This is a genomic window from Vibrio sp. VGrn 2 (assembly GCF_009361695.1).
Taxonomy (GTDB): Bacteria; Pseudomonadota; Gammaproteobacteria; order Enterobacterales; family Vibrionaceae; genus Vibrio; species Vibrio diabolicus.
Map to the genome: position 1 here is coordinate 37,228 of NZ_RBWD01000001.1, position 16,840 is coordinate 54,067.

The 16,840-nt window shown below is 45.2% G+C and carries 19 protein-coding genes and 1 other RNA gene; 11 read left to right on the forward strand and 9 right to left on the reverse strand.

What is annotated here, in order from left to right; all coding sequences use genetic code 11:
• The first annotated feature begins 143 nt into the window (after window positions 1–143).
• Together D8S93_RS00245 and D8S93_RS00250 are read left to right on the forward strand one after the other, a co-directional pair.
• Entirely contained in the window at window positions 144–1,040 is an 897-nt protein-coding gene (locus tag D8S93_RS00245; protein WP_046875104.1) for a LysR family transcriptional regulator ArgP, read from the forward strand.
• Between the two features lie 227 nt (window positions 1,041–1,267).
• Window positions 1,268–1,960, forward strand: a complete 693-nt coding sequence (locus tag D8S93_RS00250) for an oxidative stress defense protein (RefSeq protein WP_005393939.1) — start codon at window positions 1,268–1,270, stop codon at window positions 1,958–1,960.
• Window positions 1,961–2,027: 67 nt separating this feature from the next.
• On the opposite strand, the gene serA is transcribed toward D8S93_RS00250, so the two are convergent.
• The 5 genes from serA to D8S93_RS00275 all read right to left on the reverse strand — a co-directional run bounded on the left by serA (window position 2,028) and on the right by D8S93_RS00275 (window position 5,349).
• On the reverse strand, window positions 2,028–3,260 hold the full coding sequence (serA, locus tag D8S93_RS00255; RefSeq protein ID WP_005393937.1) for a phosphoglycerate dehydrogenase: 1,233 nt from the start codon (window positions 3,258–3,260) through the stop codon (window positions 2,028–2,030).
• A 272-nt stretch (window positions 3,261–3,532) separates the two neighbouring features.
• On the reverse strand, window positions 3,533–4,189 hold the full coding sequence (gene rpiA / locus D8S93_RS00260) for a ribose-5-phosphate isomerase RpiA (RefSeq protein WP_005380982.1): 657 nt from the start codon (window positions 4,187–4,189) through the stop codon (window positions 3,533–3,535).
• A 53-nt stretch (window positions 4,190–4,242) separates the two neighbouring features.
• Window positions 4,243–4,842: a 5-formyltetrahydrofolate cyclo-ligase gene (locus D8S93_RS00265; RefSeq protein WP_047008829.1), complete on the reverse strand. Its 600-nt coding sequence runs from the start codon at window positions 4,840–4,842 to the stop codon at window positions 4,243–4,245.
• Between the two features lie 5 nt (window positions 4,843–4,847).
• A non-coding RNA gene (ssrS, locus tag D8S93_RS00270) (6S RNA) lies at window positions 4,848–5,032 on the reverse strand.
• 8 nt (window positions 5,033–5,040) lie between these two features.
• Window positions 5,041–5,349: a cell division protein ZapA gene (locus D8S93_RS00275; RefSeq protein ID WP_005393932.1), complete on the reverse strand. Its 309-nt coding sequence runs from the start codon at window positions 5,347–5,349 to the stop codon at window positions 5,041–5,043.
• Window positions 5,350–5,598: 249 nt separating this feature from the next.
• Between D8S93_RS00275 and D8S93_RS00285 the strand changes: the two genes are divergently transcribed.
• Genes D8S93_RS00285 through D8S93_RS00295 form a run of 3 tightly spaced genes read left to right on the forward strand, consistent with a single transcriptional unit; the run spans window position 5,599 to window position 8,619 of the window.
• The gene (locus tag D8S93_RS00285) at window positions 5,599–6,177 is read left to right on the forward strand and encodes a YecA family protein (RefSeq protein WP_152811547.1); all 579 of its coding nucleotides are present in this window, start codon (window positions 5,599–5,601) and stop codon (window positions 6,175–6,177) included.
• Between the two features lie 23 nt (window positions 6,178–6,200).
• The gene (gene ubiH / locus D8S93_RS00290) at window positions 6,201–7,379 is read left to right on the forward strand and encodes a 2-octaprenyl-6-methoxyphenyl hydroxylase (RefSeq protein ID WP_047008827.1); all 1,179 of its coding nucleotides are present in this window, start codon (window positions 6,201–6,203) and stop codon (window positions 7,377–7,379) included.
• A gap of 31 nt (window positions 7,380–7,410) precedes the next feature.
• Window positions 7,411–8,619 carry an FAD-dependent 2-octaprenylphenol hydroxylase gene (locus tag D8S93_RS00295; RefSeq protein ID WP_152811549.1) on the forward strand — a complete coding sequence of 403 codons (1,209 nt, stop codon included), beginning with the start codon at window positions 7,411–7,413 and terminating at the stop codon, window positions 8,617–8,619.
• A 65-nt stretch (window positions 8,620–8,684) separates the two neighbouring features.
• Here D8S93_RS00295 and D8S93_RS00300 read toward each other — a convergent pair whose 3' ends face one another.
• The 3 genes from D8S93_RS00300 to ygfZ all read right to left on the reverse strand — a co-directional run bounded on the left by D8S93_RS00300 (window position 8,685) and on the right by ygfZ (window position 10,965).
• Entirely contained in the window at window positions 8,685–8,891 is a 207-nt protein-coding gene (locus D8S93_RS00300; RefSeq protein WP_005380970.1) for a DUF1107 domain-containing protein, read from the reverse strand.
• A gap of 639 nt (window positions 8,892–9,530) precedes the next feature.
• Window positions 9,531–10,004, reverse strand: a complete 474-nt coding sequence (locus D8S93_RS00305) for an aminoacyl-tRNA deacylase (RefSeq protein ID WP_152812050.1) — start codon at window positions 10,002–10,004, stop codon at window positions 9,531–9,533.
• Complete coding sequence (ygfZ, locus tag D8S93_RS00310; RefSeq protein ID WP_104974800.1) at window positions 9,997–10,965, reverse strand: tRNA-modifying protein YgfZ; 969 nt, start codon at window positions 10,963–10,965, stop codon at window positions 9,997–9,999. The genes D8S93_RS00305 and ygfZ overlap by 8 nt, the downstream gene beginning before the upstream one ends.
• Window positions 10,966–11,154: 189 nt before the next feature.
• Here ygfZ and D8S93_RS00315 point away from each other — a divergent pair, with 189 nt between their 5' ends.
• Window positions 11,155–11,415, forward strand: coding sequence for a succinate dehydrogenase assembly factor 2 (locus D8S93_RS00315; protein ID WP_005393925.1), 261 nt, complete (start codon window positions 11,155–11,157; stop codon window positions 11,413–11,415).
• Entirely contained in the window at window positions 11,363–11,845 is a 483-nt protein-coding gene (locus D8S93_RS25340) for a protein YgfX (protein ID WP_319802941.1), read from the forward strand. The genes D8S93_RS00315 and D8S93_RS25340 overlap by 53 nt, the downstream gene beginning before the upstream one ends.
• Window positions 11,846–11,867: 22 nt before the next feature.
• Here the strand turns inward: D8S93_RS25340 and nadB are convergent, their stop codons facing one another.
• A complete protein-coding gene (gene nadB / locus D8S93_RS00325; protein WP_031780368.1) occupies window positions 11,868–13,481 on the reverse strand; it encodes an L-aspartate oxidase in 1,614 nt (537 codons plus the stop codon).
• 552 nt (window positions 13,482–14,033) lie between these two features.
• Here nadB and rpoE point away from each other — a divergent pair.
• From rpoE to D8S93_RS00350, 4 genes are read left to right on the forward strand one after another with little or no spacing between them, the layout of a single operon-like run.
• Window positions 14,034–14,612: an RNA polymerase sigma factor RpoE gene (rpoE, locus tag D8S93_RS00335; RefSeq protein WP_005380946.1), complete on the forward strand. Its 579-nt coding sequence runs from the start codon at window positions 14,034–14,036 to the stop codon at window positions 14,610–14,612.
• A gap of 26 nt (window positions 14,613–14,638) precedes the next feature.
• A complete protein-coding gene (locus tag D8S93_RS00340) occupies window positions 14,639–15,265 on the forward strand; it encodes a sigma-E factor negative regulatory protein (protein WP_046875100.1) in 627 nt (208 codons plus the stop codon).
• Window positions 15,262–16,227, forward strand: coding sequence for a sigma-E factor regulatory protein RseB (gene rseB / locus D8S93_RS00345; protein WP_005393918.1), 966 nt, complete (start codon window positions 15,262–15,264; stop codon window positions 16,225–16,227). Before D8S93_RS00340 ends, rseB begins: the two co-directional genes overlap by 4 nt.
• On the forward strand, window positions 16,224–16,694 hold the full coding sequence (locus tag D8S93_RS00350) for a SoxR reducing system RseC family protein (RefSeq protein WP_005384575.1): 471 nt from the start codon (window positions 16,224–16,226) through the stop codon (window positions 16,692–16,694). Before rseB ends, D8S93_RS00350 begins: the two co-directional genes overlap by 4 nt.
• Window positions 16,695–16,840 lie beyond the last annotated feature (146 nt).

Here is a 16,840-nt window from a genome sequence, read left to right on the forward strand (position 1 = left end):
TCACCTCACTTCAAAATAACCAATAAATTCTCAGAAGAGTGAAAGATAAAGAGTTTATCTAAATAAGTATAATTAATGATTTTAATATTATATTAGCTAGGCTAATTTAAGGGTTGGTGTTTTATCAGGAGAGGAAGAGTAGGATGAGAGGGTTGGACTATAAATGGATTGAGGCACTAGATGCCGTGGTTTATCAGGGGAGCTTTGAGCGTGCAGCCGAACATTTATTTGTCTCGCAATCAGCTATTTCTCAACGTATTAAACAATTAGAAAAGTTTCTCGCACAACCCGTTTTGGTTCGTAGTCAACCACCCAAGCCAACGCCGATTGGTAAAAAGTTATTAGGCCTTTATCGTCGAGTGCGCTTACTCGAGCATGAAATTCTGCCCGAACTCAAGAATGATACCAGTACTCGACCTGTACAACTCTCTTTGGCGACCAATGCTGATAGCCTTGCTACTTGGCTACTGCCTGCACTGCAAGATGTCATGAAGCAGCGTCAGGTTGAACTCAAACTCACTATCTACGGTGAATCTCGTTCCATCGAAAAGCTAAAAAGTGGCGAAGTGACGGGGGCGATCAGCTTAGAATCCCAGCCGATACCTGGCTGTAGAGCGGATTACTTGGGACGTGTTGATTACGTTTGTGTCGCGAGCCCGGAGTTTTATCAGCGTTACTTTGCTCAAGGCGTTAATAACCAGACGTTGGCCAAGGCGCCGGCCGTTTCGTATGATCAATATGATGACCTACATAAAACCTTTCTTACCGAGCATTTCAATGTCAGCCCTGATAGCGTCATTCACCATAACATCAGCAGCTCTGAAGCGTTTCTAAAAGTGGCGTTAGCTGGTGTAGCCTATTGCTTAATCCCTCGTTTGCAAATTACCGACGAGCTAGAGCGTGGCGCGTTGGTTGATGTTACTCCCGGTTTTTTAATGTCCCATCGGATTTATTGGCATCATTGGCAACTGGAAACGGGGGTTCTACAAGAAATCTCACACGCGATAGTCGGGTATGCTCAGCGACACTTACCTCAATAAGTTCATTGTCGCATCGATGGGTTCATTGCCGACAGAGTGTTTCGTTGAAAAATTACGCCAATGTTACATAGTCAAAGTTGTGTTAGAAGTCATTCTGAGTGCTTGGATAATCGACAGAAGTTTCTATTATGAAACCATACACTTTCTCAGTAGTGATAGTTTTGTCTGAATTTTGAGCCTTTCTGCTGAGAGTAAGTACTTTATTTTTGTATGGATGGATTTATTGAATGAGACTGTATTCATTTTTGCTGGCTTCTGCACTCAGCCTTACTAGTGCTTCAGTGTTGGCGAACTCGCCTGAATTTGCTCACGTAACGACGACAGGTTATGGTGAAGTTATTGCTACACCAGATATGGCGACGTTTTCTGTAAAAGTGGTAGACACGACAATGACTGCTGAACAGGCCAAGCAGTCAGTAGACAAAACCGTTGAGCAATTTCTGAAAAATCTGTCCGATGCTGGCTTATCAAAAGACAATGTTACCAGCTCGAATTTATACCTTGCGCCTCAATACCACTACCCTAAATCTGGTAAAGCAGAGCTCGTTGGTTATCGCGCTTCTCGTAGCATTGATGTGACGGTTACGGATCTAAAAAACCTAAACCAGTACCTAGATATGGCGTTAGAAGCAGGGATTAATCAGGTTGATAATATTCAACTTAAGGTAAGCAACCAGGCTGAGTATCAGCAAAAGGCACGCATGGCGGCTATCCAGGATGCGCGAGAAAAAGCAGCGTCACTGGCTACTGGCTTTGAGAAAAAATTGGGTGATGTTTGGCAGATCAATTACAGACAGATGCACGTTCAGCCAGTTCTAATGCGCTCGATGGCGATGGACAGTAAAGAAGGGGCAAACAGCTACCAAGATTCTACCATGATTATTCGCGATCAAGTTGACGTGATTTACAAGCTGAAATAAGGCTGGGTGCAAAAAGAAAAGGCAGGGTATTCCCTGCCTTTGTCATTTCTGCTTCACAAATTAGTGATTAGTGAAGGATACGAGCACGGATTGTGCCTTCAATACTTTTCAGTTTCGCTAGTGCTTCTTCTGAGCGCTCGGTTTCAACATCGATCACTACGTAGCCGATTTCAGCGGCTGTTTGTAGGTACTGTGCGGCAATGTTAATGCCGTCTTCCGCGAAGATGGTGTTGATCTGAGTAAGAATACCAGGACGGTTTTTATGGATGTGAAGCAAGCGAGAGCATTCACCACCGTGCTCTGGCAGTGACACCTCTGGGAAGTTTACGCTTGAAAGCGTAGAGCCGTTGTCAGAGTACTTCGCCAGTTTTCCTGCGACCTCAACACCGATGTTCTCTTGTGCTTCTTGCGTTGAACCACCAACGTGCGGAGTGAGAATGACATTATCGAACTTCTGCAAAGGAGATTCGAACGGGTCGGCATTCGTTTTCGGTTCTGTTGGGAATACATCAATCGCAGCGCCCGCAATATGACCTGCTTCTAAACTATGGCAAAGCGCTGGAATATCCACGACAGTGCCGCGTGCTGCATTAATAAAGATTGAGCCTGGCTTCATGCGAGCAAACTCAGCTTCACCCATCATATTTTTTGTTTCTGGCGTTTCAGGAACGTGCAGAGAAATTACGTCACACTTGTTTAGTAGTTCACTCATGGTATGTACTTGCGTCGCATTACCAAGGGACAATTTGTTCTCGATGTCGTAGTAGTAAACGCGCATACCTAAGTTTTCGGCAATAATACCTAGCTGCGTACCAATGTGGCCGTATCCGATAATGCCAAGACGTTTGCCACGTGCTTCGTAAGAGTTGTCTGCACTTTTCTTCCAAATACCGCGATGTGCAAGCGCATTCTTTTCAGGAATGCCACGCAGAAGTAGTAGGATTTGACCAAGCACTAGCTCAGCCACACTGCGTGTGTTAGAGAACGGTGCATTAAACACAGGAATGCCGCGTTTTGCTGCTGCGTCTAGGTTTACTTGGTTAGTACCGATACAAAAACAGCCAATTGCAACCAGTTTATTCGCCGCATTGATTACCTCTTCGGATAGGTTCGTACGGGAGCGAATACCGATGAAGTGCACGTCTTTAACCGCTTCAATCAATTCTTCTTCCGGAAGGGAACCTTTATGGTACTCAATGTTGGTATAACCAGCTGCTTGAAGAACTTCAACTGAAGAAGGGTGGAGTCCCTCTAACAAGAGGATCTTAATCTTTTCTTTTTCCAGTGAAACTTTGGCCATTTTTCTCGTCCTTAAAATGGAAAGGTGGGCTAATGTGGCGCACATTGGGCAAAACTATTAAAAAGGGGATAATTGATAGTTTTGTAGGAGGACAAACGTTTCCTTGTGCGTCTTCTGTTCAATAAAGTAACAAAAAAAAATTGCTTTGGGTAAGAAAATTACGGAATAAGAGATAATTTTCTTAGAGAAAGGAATAAAAAACGGTGCCTTGCAGCACCGTATGTAATGAAATAACAGAAAAGTGAACCAGATAGGTCGATTTGAGCTGTTATTTATTCTTCAATTTTTGCACCTTCTGGTGTACCTGTGATTACGACGTCAGCACCACGGTGAGCAAAAAGACCCACAGTCACCACACCCGCGATACCGTTGATCTTGTCTTCCATTTCTTTCGGGTTAGTAATCTGCATGTTGTGTACATCCAAAATTACGTTGCCGTTGTCAGTCACAACGCCTTCACGGTAAGCCGGGTCACCACCCAGTTTTACTAATTCGCGCGCAACGTAAGAGCGTGCCATTGGGATCACTTCTACAGGTAGTGGGAACTGACCTAGTACGTCAACTGCTTTGGTGCCGTCAACAATACATACAAACTTATCAGAGATTGCTGCGACAATTTTCTCACGAGTCAGAGCCGCGCCGCCGCCTTTGATCATTTCACGTGCTGGGTTAATTTCGTCTGCGCCATCAACATACACATCCAGCTTCATTACGTCGTTACACTCGTATACTTCAATACCAAGCTCTTTAAGGCGCTCAGTTGAAGCGACAGAGCTAGACACTGCACCTTTAATATCGTCTTTGATAGTGCCTAGTGCATCGATGAAGTGATTCACGGTAGAGCCAGTACCAACACCGACAATGCTGCCTTTCTCAACATATTTTAGTGCTGCCCAACCAGCCGCTTTTTTCATTTCATCTTGAGTCATGCCAATCTCCTGAATAGATGTTCGTTAACGTTTGCGGGCGTGATTATAGCGGCTTACTTGCCACTTTCCCATTGCCATATTCGGCTTGGGGTCACGATCTTAGGTAATGGAATGTCCCAGCTTTCGATTGGTAAGCGTTCTACATGTTGGCAGTCGTGAGCGATACCAACAGGCTTGGCACCTTCTCCGGTTATAAACCAATGAGACAGGGTACGGTCATAATACCCTCCGCCCATGCCTAAGCGGTGGCCGATGCTGTCGAATCCAACCAAAGGTGTACAAATGATATCAAGTTGACGAACGGGCTTGAGATGGCGGATGTCCAGTTTGGGCTCTAAGATGCCGTATTTGTTGTAGACCAATTGATCATCACTTACGTACAGAAGAAACAGTAACTGACCTTTGGCAAACGGATGGATGACAGGTAGATAAACCGATTTTCCCTGTTGCCACAACCACTCAATGAGCGGCTTGGTATCAAGTTCACCGTCAGCAGAAAGATAAATAGCAATATGCTGTGCTTGCTGGATTTCAGGAAGTTGAGAGAACTGAGTGACAAGGTCGATCCCCGCTTGGAATTGCGTGTCGCTACACAATGCGTTGCGCTTTTCACGAATCAGTTTGCGGAAGTCTTGTCGAGAGAGGTCTGACATAGAGAGAATACCCCAGGGTGCCGTTGAGGATTGTGGCCCTTGAACCAGCTGGTTCAAGGCGGATCAGCAATGACAACCGTAGGCTTCTCGGTGCATGCCGAGCTTGCTCAATAGTTACCAAATACTAACCCTTAGGTATTGCTTATCGGCTCAGGGACTTAAATCCTGCTGACGCACACCCCAGGGTAAATTTTGTATTTACTGCTGTCCTTGCGTAACTTTGCTTAGTGCGTTCTCAAGAGACGCAGTGAGCTTTTCCATTCGCTCAGTAATTTCTTGCTGTTGACCGTTTGATTCGTATGACTTGGTGTGCAACTCATAACAAATATTCAATGCAGCGAAGGTCAGCAGTTGGATTTCATTGGTTACCTTAGTACGTTCGCTCATTTCTTTCAATCGGCGATCCAGATCTTTTGCCGCTGCAACAAGAGACTCTTCTTGTCCTGTCGGACAATTCACTCGTGTAACTTTGCCTAATATTTCAACGTCGATCGCTTGATTGCTCATGATGAATAAACTCTATATTCGCGCTATCTAAGGTGTTGCTTCATACAACCACCGAGGAGCAAACTATAGGAAAACCGCTATTAAGATTCAAGCATTTCCCATCACAGAAAGAGAAATGATGACGAGATCACACAGGAATTGGGCAAATTGAGCAAATGCTGTTCAAAATTGAATTTGATAGCCGTTTCAGACCACTAACCTTGATGGTAGGATATACCAATACATTATTATGCAAGAATGAGCCAAGTTATGAGTGAAATCACCCTTCCTGAATACCAATCTATTGCTGCTGAACTGCAATCTGCAAGCCTAGCAGTAACACCTGCGGAATTACATGGCTTATTTGTCGGCATGTTAAGTGGTGGATTGGCGATTAATGATCAAACTTGGCAGCCTATTCTGTTTGACTACACCAATGATGGTATGGGTTGGCCTTCTACCGCGCTAGCTTTTGCTCAAAGCGTATTCACTGTTACTGTCAATGAACTCACGGGCACGTCGATGGAGCTGTCTTTATTATTGCCAGATGAGCCGGGAGAAGAAGGCTTATTCGCGTTGGCTGACAGCGTGTCCAATTTCGTAAACCACTTTATTTCTGGTTTAGGTCTAGCAGGTGTTGCGCTAAATAAAGCGTCAGATGACGCTAAAGAAGCATTGGCTGACTTAGAAGAGATTGCCAAATTAGGCATTGATGAAGATGATGACCTCGGTGAACAAGCGCAATTGCTAGAACAAGTGATTGAACACATCAAAGCTTGCGTACTAACGATTCATGCTGAGTTTGGTGTTCGCCCTGAAAGTAGCGATAAAAAGCCTACTATTCATTAATCGTAGATGGTCCAGAGGTTAGCATGAAGCAATATGATGTAGTCATTGCTGGTGGTGCCATGGCAGGGGCAACGTTGGCATTAGCAATTGACCATTTGTCTCAGGGAAAGCTCCGCATTGCCGTCGTTGAGCCTTTTAAAGCGCAGTCAGATATGCACCCTGGTTTTGACTCTCGCTCAATCGCATTGTCTTACGGTACTGTCAATCTGTTGCGTCAACTACAGCTCTGGACCTCGATAGAGCCGTTTGTCACACCCATTGAACATATCCACGTTTCTGACCGCTCTCATGCTGGGATGACGGAAATTACCAAGCAAGAGATTGGCGTTGAAGCACTAGGGTATGTTGTCGAATTAGCCGATGTTGGTCGTGTATATCAAGAATTATTAGATAGCAGCGCATCCATTACGCTGTTTTGCCCTGACTCTGTTACCGATATCGAGCGCGAGCAAGACTGTACCCATATTACGTTGAAAAGCGGTGGGAAGCTTGAAGCAAAACTGTTGGTGGCAGCCGATGGTGCTGTTTCAACCTGCTGTCAGAAAATTGGTTTAGAGCTTTCTGAGCAAGATTTTGAACAAGTGGCTGTCATTGCCAATATTGTGACTCAAGAACCTCATCAAGGTAGAGCCTTTGAACGTTTTACTGAAAATGGCCCTGTTGCTTTATTGCCAATGAGTGACAATAGAATGTCTTTAGTTTGGTGTCTGCACCCTGAGGAAGCCCAAGCAGTTCTTGAGTTATCTGACCAAGCATTTCTCCAACGTTTACAACAAGATTTTGGCTGGCGTTTGGGCGCGATGAAAAAAGTGGGACGACGTGCGAGTTACCCATTGCTTCTTCGCCATCGAAAGCAAAATATCTCTCATCGTTTTGCGATTGTTGGGAATGCCGCGCAAACGCTGCATCCGATAGCTGGACAAGGTTTTAATCTTGGTATTCGCGACGTTGTCTCGCTAGCAGAAGAAATCGTGCAGCAAAGCGATGATGTTGGTCTTTATCAAGGCTTGATGCGCTTTAGTCAGCGTAGAGAGGCAGATCGAAGCGAAACGATCTGGCTAACCAGTGCCTTAGTGCATATTTTTTCAAATGATTTACCCGCGATGCGAATTGGGCGAAATACGGCCTTAGCAGCGATGGATAACCTTTCTATTTTTAAGCAGCCGCTACTGCGCCATACGCTTGGTTTGGTAAAACGATGAACGGCCGCACTGAATTAGGTAATAAAAAGCAATGATGCAAAGTGTAGATATCGCCATCATCGGCGGAGGGATGGTTGGGTTGGCACTTGCTGCCGCGTTCAAGGACAGCGATCTGCGTGTCGCCGTAATAGAAGGCAAGGTGCCAGATGAGTCGTTGAAAGAGTTACCTGATGTGCGTGTGTCTGCGTTGAGCCGTTCTAGTGAGACGATCTTGCGTAAGCTTGGCGCTTGGCAGGGGATAGAGCAACGCCGAGCTTCACCATACTACGGTATGGAAGTGTGGGAGCAAGATAGCTTTGCTAGTATTGAGTTCAATGCACAAAGCATGGCACAACCTGATTTAGGGCATATTGTTGAGAATCGAGTGATTCAACTCGCACTGCTCGAACAAGTCCAAAAGCTCGATAACGTCACGATGTTCATGCCTGCACGTTGCGAGACCTTAGCGGTGGGCGAACAAGAAAGTTGGTTGACGCTCGACAATGGTCAAGCCATGACGGCTAAGTTAGTGGTCGGAGCCGATGGGGCAAACTCGTGGCTTCGTCATCAAATGGATATTCCGTTAACGCATTGGGATTATGGACATCATGCTCTGGTCGCGAATGTTAAAACCGCTGCTCCGCACAAGAGCATTGCACGACAGATTTTTACTCCTCAAGGGCCATTGGCGTTTTTGCCAATGTCGCAACCAGATATGTGCTCTATTGTTTGGTCCACTGAGCCAAATCGTGCAGAGCAGCTATTGGCAATGAGTGAGCATGATTTCAACAAAGCATTGACGAGCGAATTTGATACACGACTTGGTCTATGTGAAGTCGTGGGAGAGCGTGCCGCGTTTCCTCTGAAAATGCGTTATGCGCGAGATTTTGTTGTGGAGCGAGTCGCATTGGTTGGTGATGCGGCCCATACCATTCATCCTCTAGCGGGCCAGGGGGTAAATTTAGGTCTATTAGATGCAGCCAGCCTCGCTCAAGAGGTGTTAGCGCTATGGAAGCAAGGCCAAGATATTGGCAGCAAACGCAATCTAAGAGGTTATGAGCGTTGGCGCAAAGCGGAAGCAGCAAAGATGATCGCTGCAATGCAAGGGTTCCGAGACCTGTTCTCTGGAGAGAATCCTGCTAAGAAGCTGGTTCGTGGCATTGGTTTGAGTTTAGCGGGTCAATTGCCGGGAGCGAAAGATGAGATCATGAAGCGTGCGCTTGGTCTAAAAGGTCATCTGCCTGATCTGGCACGTCAGTAGGTGTAAAGCGAACTTCAAATACACAAAAGGCTGGTTAATCCAGCCTTTGTTTTATCAACGTTTTGCTAAGCATATGCGCATCGGAGTTTCATTATTTCTTGGTTGATCTCTTTGACCGCTCGGAAATGGCGTTGCTCTGCTTTCTCCGGCAGTATTAACTTGCCGTTATCAAACTCGAATCTACCGACCCCGTAAATATAAATTCTTCCTTTAAAAAGACGACTTATATGTTTAGCAATCATACTTGGTGTATAGCGCTTAAACAGTCTCATATTTACTTTCCTTTTATCTAACCTAGCCTAGGTATTCTACGTTTTGGACGCGAAAATTATTGTGACAGCCATAGTATTAAATACAGATGTAGGGTGTTGCGTCAGAGATTTGTGTTGTCTTAGACAATTTGACAGTGTCATCTCTTAAATAGCGTGAGGATTACCCCAAAAAATCACCGTTCAAGGAACCCTTACAACAATACACTCCTTTTTACGTGACGCATTAAGCAATAGTTTTGTTACAGAATTAAGAATAGAACGAAAATGATTGTTTGCTAATTGTTTCTATTGAGGTGGTATCCAACAGAACAAACTTTACGTCCTAACGGTTAGAGAAAGAGGAAGAGAAAAAAGTTCCGCACAAAAAAAAGCCCGCTTCAGCGGGCGAATAGTCACAGATGCATTACACAAAAGTGGACAGCTGACGGCATGAATACTGTCATTCAGTCAGCTGATTCACTTTATGTTGGTTAAGTGCTTGTTTGAAACTTAACCAACAAATTCAGCATATACGAGTTTTATCTTTGTGACTATTTATGTTTTATATGTGATTAAAAATTCTCTCGTCTATTTTTATAGATATGAGCGAGATCACGTGGTGATAGAAAAACTACGTGCTATTACATTATTTTTAGACGACTAACGACAGATCTCAGCTACGGTCGGCTGACACAATTGGATAAGATCTTGGATAGAAAGCGCCAGTCCAGCCATACGATCGCCACTGCTGATCGTGACTTCCTGTTCTTCTAGTAAGCTAGGATCGAACACGATCGGCATGTGTCGTTTGAGTAATAGTGGAGTGACAGTACCAATTTTGTAACCCGTGATGGCCTCAACGTCGGCTTGATCAACGCAAGTCACCCGGCGGCATTGCAGTAACGAGCGCACTTTTTTGGGATCGACACTACGATCACCAGGCGCACAGGCGAGAGCATATTGATTACCCATGTCTCGTAGCAAGATCGCTTTTACCATTTGAGAAGGGCGAATGCCGCGTTGTTGCGCGGCATCCTCAATAGTGGTTGCTGGTCTTTGATGCGGTAACAGACGAAACGGAATGTGTTGGTCTGTGAGAAATTGCATCAAAGGAGTATTGATTGTATTACTCATCATCAAGGCTGTAAGGCAGTGATTCGATTGTCCATTCACATTCTGGTTGAGCAACCAAACGAAGACGAGTGTCTTCATCGAGATTATTGGGCAGTACGATCAGGCCAATCGCTTGATTGTCGCTGAACTGGTAGTGGTTTAATAAAGCACCCACTGAACGCCAGTTTTCACCCACGCTGCGTTCGAGCTCAATTGGCTCGTCACTAAATGGAGCAGAAGTTGCCCCTTTTACGATGTACATCGCACGTTTATTTGTACCGCGATACTTAGCTCGTGCTACCGTTTCTTGTCCTGTGTAGCAGCCCTTTGTGAAGCTAATGCCTCCTAAAGCTTGCACGTTGAGTGCTTGTGGAATGTGAGCATTCTGCGCGGATGCAGAGACAAATGGTAAACCAGCTTCAATGTCGAAACGATTCCAAAGCTCATTTGTCGTAAGGGCAGCATCTGTATTTTCAACGACTTGTTGCGCAGCTGACGCACTTAATATCAGTAGCCAGCGGCTTTGTGAAACTTGTACCGCGGTGCCGCCTTCAACAGGGCGAACGCTGCCAGTCGTTTTGCTCATTGAAGAAATAAGCTCGTCGGCTTTGACGCCTGCAACACCTAAGATAACTTCATCAGAAGCTTCAATCGTTACTTTAGAGAAAATGGCGTATTTTTTTATTTCGCTAAGTTCTACGTCAATCGCCGATTTTGGTTGGATCATGCCGTAGCCATCGTGGTGATGGAAAAGGCGGAACACACTCCACACTTTACCTTTCGCATCACAATGTGCGCCTAATGTTGATTGGTCTTGTTCTAAAGAAACGACATCGCAGGTAACCTGACCTTGTAAGTATGATTTTTTATCGTCACCGACCATGGTGATCATGCCGAAATTGTCCAGCAGCGAGATAGATAACTCTGGAAGTGCGTCTTGAGTTGAGAGAGGTAGTGCTGAAAAACGAGTTTGCCATTCCATAATTACAATGCCTTTTGAAGATATTTTTCCGCTATGTTATACCCAAATAACCTTGAGATACTAGGGGAGCGATTTACGAATCAACATTTGTCTGCTTTCACTATCGTATTGTGACCCGCACACTAGTGACGTAGCACATCCCTTGTTACACTCCGCACTAACAACAAGACATCTATGAAGGAATAGTGAATGTACACTCCGGAAGAAAAAGCGCGTATTAAATGGGCTTGTCGTCGAGGCATGCTTGAGCTTGACGTAGTAATTATGCCGTTTTTTGAAGAGTGCTTTGATACTCTGAGTGAACAAGAGCAGCGTGACTTTGTTTCTTTACTTGAATGCGATGATCCTGATCTGTTTACTTGGATAATGGGGCATGGCCGCAGCGAAAACTTAGGTCATGCTGCAATGGTTGATAAAATTGTCGCCCATAACCTCAGCAAAGTTCGTTAATTTTACCGCTTCTCCCTCTCTGACTGCCCGAGTTCTCAATGTAATACTTTTCTTACTGATGACTTGGGCCGTTACCCTCTCTAGCATCCCTCTCGTATTATCGATTTATTTGTTATTAATGATTGTTAAGGCACTATTGAGCCAAGGCTTTGTTAAACCGACAAGTCAGGGTTATTGGTATGTGCATTGCGATGGCTCGGTTAGGTTTGAGGCCCTTGAGTATAGTGAATGTTCGGCGGCTCTTGAGCCTGAAAAGGATCAGTTACAACGAATCGATACATCGACATTGCCATTCAAGATAACATTTCGATTGCAGTCTGGCCGTAGCGTCACGATTTGGCGTGATAGCTGTGACGATCAGCATTACCGTCAATTATCTTTGGTATTACGCCAGTGGGAAATGAAACAGGGAGCCAATGCTCCCTGTTGATGTAATAGTTTATTTTGTCGAATTAAAGCTGTTTAGCTGGAACCAAAATCGTTGGTCCGCTGTTTTCCAGTTGGTTCGGATAATCAAGCGTGTAGTGCAAACCTCGACTCTCTTTACGCTGCATCGCACAACGAACCATCAGCTCTGCTACTTGTAAAAGGTTACGCAGTTCTAATAAGTTGTTCGAGACACGGAAATTGCTGTAGTACTCATGCGTTTCTTGTTGCAACAGTTGGATACGGCGCAAGGCGCGTTCTAAACGCTTGTCAGTTCGTACAATGCCCATGTAGTCCCACATAAACAGACGAAGCTCGTGCCAGTTGTGCTGAATGATCACTTCTTCATCACTGTTGGTCACTTTACTTTCATCCCAACATGGCACCTGTGAAGGAAGCTCCACGTTAGTGTGATGTTTTAGAATATCTTTCGCCGCAGACCAAGCATAAACCACGCATTCGAGAAGTGAATTTGATGCCATGCGGTTAGCACCATGCAGCCCTGTATAGCTGACTTCGCCAATCGCATACAAGTTTTTAAGATCGGTGCAGCCATTTCTATCCACCATGACACCGCCACAAGTGTAGTGCGCAGCAGGTACGATTGGGATTGGCTCTTTGGTCATATCAATGCCCAAGTCCATCAAGCGTGAGTAAATGGTTGGGAAGTGTTTCGTAATAAAGTCCGCAGGCTTATGGCTGATGTCGAGATACATACAGTCGGCACCTAAACGCTTCATTTCGAAGTCGATAGCACGAGCCACGACGTCACGCGGAGCAAGCTCTTTACGTTCATCGAAATCTGGCATAAAGCGAGAACCATCTGGACGACGCAGGTAAGCACCTTCACCACGTAACGCTTCGGTCAACAAGAAGTTACGCGCCTCGGGGTGGTATAAACACGTCGGGTGGAACTGGTTAAACTCCATATTTGCCACACGACACCCTGCACGCCAAGCAATGGCAATACCATCACCAGACGAAACATCTGGGTTAGAGGTGTATTGATAAACTTTTGAAGCGCCACCTGTAGCGAGAACCACAAATTTGGCCCGCACGGTTTCGACATGCTCTTCGTTGCGGTTCCAAATATAAGCACCGATAACTTTGTTTTTATCACCGCCAATTTTGTCTTCGGTGATTAAGTCCAGCGCATTGTGACGTTCGAGAACATGAATATTTGGATGGTTGTGAGCGTTATCTTGCAGAGAGGTTTGCATCGCCATACCTGTTGCATCTGCCGCGTGAAGAATACGACGACGGCTATGGCCACCTTCACGAGTTAAGTGATAACGAGGCTCATCGTCAGAGTCATCCTCTTCACGATCAAATGGGACACCACCGTCGATCAACCACTGTACGCACTCTTTTGAATGTTCAGCAATGAACCTCACGGTATCTTCGTCACAAATACCATCGCCGGCGATTTGCGTGTCTTCAACGTGTGAATCAATGGTGTCTGACTCATCAAATACAGCAGCAATACCACCCTGGGCATAATAGGTCGCCCCTTCGCTGCGCGGCCCTTTACTCAGCACCATCACTTTACAGTGGTTAGCAACGCGCAAAGCCAACGACAAACCAGCCGCGCCACTCCCTACCACTAACACATCACACTCATGTTCACGATTTGTGTTCATATAACTTTTATAATCCCAAGCTAAGGTAACAAAGTCACCTTGTGTATTATTTGCACACCATGTGCATTCCATTATCGCGACACCTGTCGCAAGGGCTAAGTTGGGAGACCTATCGACATCCGTGTTACTGCGGTGACTGAGCCACTCTTCTTTTTCATGCAGAGCATGAGCATGCTTCCTAAGTTATATTTGTAACGCGGTGTTCAGATAGCCATTAGCCATGCAAATGAAAAGTAATAGTTTGTCAATGCCATTGCTTTTCCATGCTCGACCCAGCACAATCTGGGACAGAGATCATTCATTATACCCATTTCCCCTCAAGATGCTCGCTTGTCAAACTTAGACTAAAGTCAGGCAACGGTGGTCATTTGGGTATAGACATCACACTGTGAAAAAACAATGACAAAAAACTTGAGAAACCATGGAACTTTCTCATTCACGTTAGGGTCACAATAGTGCTCAAGTAAGCAGTGGTGTCAATACTACGTTTTGCATAATTAGTACCCATATCTGAGAAGAGTAGGGGCATAACAAATAGGAGTATCCGCTCGAATGAACGAGCAACTGACCGATCAAGTATTGATTGAGCGAGTTCAGAATGGCGATAAGCAAGCATTCAACCTGCTGGTAACGAAGTACCAGAACAAGGTATGTAATCTTATTTCCAGATACGTTAGTAATCCTGGCGATGTACCAGATGTAGCACAAGAAGCGTTTATTAAAGCTTACCGAGCTATTCCCAGCTTTCGTGGGGAGAGTGCGTTTTATACGTGGCTGTATCGCATTGCAGTGAATACTGCGAAAAATCACATTGTTGCTCAAGGGCGTAGACCTCCAGCGACAGATGTCGATGCTGAAGATGCTGAATTTTACGAAACAGGTAGTGCACTTAAAGAAATATCGAACCCTGAGAACTTAACGTTGTCCAAAGAATTGCAACGGGTGGTGTTCAGTGCAATCGAAGCTTTACCTGAAGATTTAAAAACCGCAATGACATTACGAGAGCTCGATGGCTTGAGTTATGAAGAAATTGCAGAAGTGATGGATTGCCCGGTAGGAACGGTACGATCGCGTATCTTCCGTGCTCGTGAGGCGGTGGAAAAGAAAATCAGACCTCTTTTGCAACGCTAGTACAAGTAATAACTATGGTGAAAATAATGGCTGACAAAGAAAAACTTTCAGCTCTCATGGATGGAGAATTGGTCGATAAGGCTTTAATTCAAGAGTTAGAGCAAGACCAAGAGAGCCGTGATGCTTGGCAGAACTATCACCTGATTGGTGATGTGATGCGAGGCGAAGCGCCAGCAAAACCTGAGTGGAATATTGCTGAAAGCGTGGCGTTAGCGTTAGAAGATGAACCTGCACATCGTGCGTTTGATTCGCACGGTGCAAATGTTATCTCAATTGCTGATACGCCAAAAGAGTCGCAACCAGAACCGCAAAAAGCAAAACGTCAGTTGCCAGGTTGGTTGACACAGTTTGGTCAAGTTGCTGTTGCTGCATGTGTATCGCTTGTCGTTATTTTAGGTGTACAGCAGTACGGTGGTAGCGATTCAATGTCGCCGCAAACAGACCAATTGCCTGTGTTGCAGACAGTTCCGTTTGCTGGCAGCGCAGAGCCTGTGAGTTTAACTCGTGAGTCTGTTGAGCGTTCTGTAGGTGAAGCAAATATGCAAGAGCAACGTAAGCGTGTTCATGCTATGCTGCGAGACTATGAATTGCAGTTACGAATTAACAGTGATGCATCTCAACAAGATGCAAATCTGAATCCGGATATTGAATGAAAAAATTTCTGATCAGCGCTTGCGCTCTGTTCAGTATGATGTCTTCTCAAGCCTTTGCTGGTGATAAGCCAGCGGAGGCTTTATTGCATCAAATGAGCGAGGCGAGTAAGAATTTAAGTTACGAACTCTCTTATATCCTTATCAAAAAGAACAGCATTGAGCCGTTGCTGTATCGTCATGCGACGCATGGTGACGATCAATATGCTCATCTTGTTTATTTAAGTGGCCCTGTGCGCGAAGTGATTCGTCGTGGCACAGAAGTAAGCTATATCGAAACGGGTTTAGAACCATTCACCATCGAGTCAGGTAAAATGGTCGCTCCGACCATGCCTATGCTCAACACCAATATCGATGAGCTAAACTTGTATTACGACTATGTAAAAGTGGGTAGAGCTCGTGAAGCAGGTGTAGCAACACAAGTGCTGCGTGTCGTCCCTAAAGACGGTCTGCGCTATTCATACGTACTATGGATCGATGAAAAGAGTAAATTGCCGTTACGTGCCGACCTTGTGGACCGTGATGGTGAGATGCTTGAACAATATCGCACTATTTCTTACACGGTGAATCCAAAAATCGCAGAGTTAATGAGTGGCCTACAAGATGTTCAATTACCAGCTGTTCTCACCATGCCAAAAGGCGATATTGGAACCAGCAATTGGCAGGTAGGTTGGATCCCTGAAGGTTTCGAACCGAACGAGCTGAACCGCTACCGCATGGCTGTTACCAATCAAATGGTGGAGAGTCAGCTGTACTCTGACGGTCTATTTAGCTTCTCTGTTTACGTAGCAAACAAAGATGAGCATTCGTTAAAAGGTCAGTTGGTTCGCCAAGGCCGAAGAACGCTGCATAGTTTTGTGAGCGGTCAACATGAAATCTCCGTAGTTGGAGACATTCCGCCGACCACAGCACAGCGTATCGCTCAATCTGTCACATTTAATGTAACAAAGAGTAAACAACAATGATGACCGCGTTGGCTACTGTGACAGACGTACATCGTCGCGGTAAACAATACGAAATTGATTTAAGCTGCGAACAGCAGACCAGCTGCAGTAGTTGCTCTTCACAGAAAAGCTGTGGAACGGGCGTTGTGACTAAAGCCATTGGTAACAAGAGTTTATCTTGGCACCTGCGCACGGATAAATCAGTGAAGATAGGTCAAGTCGTTGAGATAGGCTTTCCTGAGTCGAGTCTGATAAAATCAGCAATGGCGGTTTATTTACTGCCGTTGTTTGGTTTGATTATCGGTGCGATGTTTGGTCACTTCCTATTAGCGCCGCTGACCGCGGGCGGGGAAGGTATCATCATATTGGCATCAGTATTATTTGCAGCTGGTGGAATGTGGATCGCAAAACGTGTTTCTCGTCCGTTAGAGGATGAATCCAAGCGCCAAGTTACCCTTGTTAGGGTACTTGGGGAGCCAATCCAGTAAGCGCTGTCCCCCTCCACTTAAGGTTATTTGGGTATGTACTTTAAATTACGTGCGCCCGTTAACGAAATTCGGTAGAATCTGCCAACTTGATTGAAATGCCGTCAGTAGATGGCGTTTCTTACTGTCCCTATTTGTAAAGAGTTAGT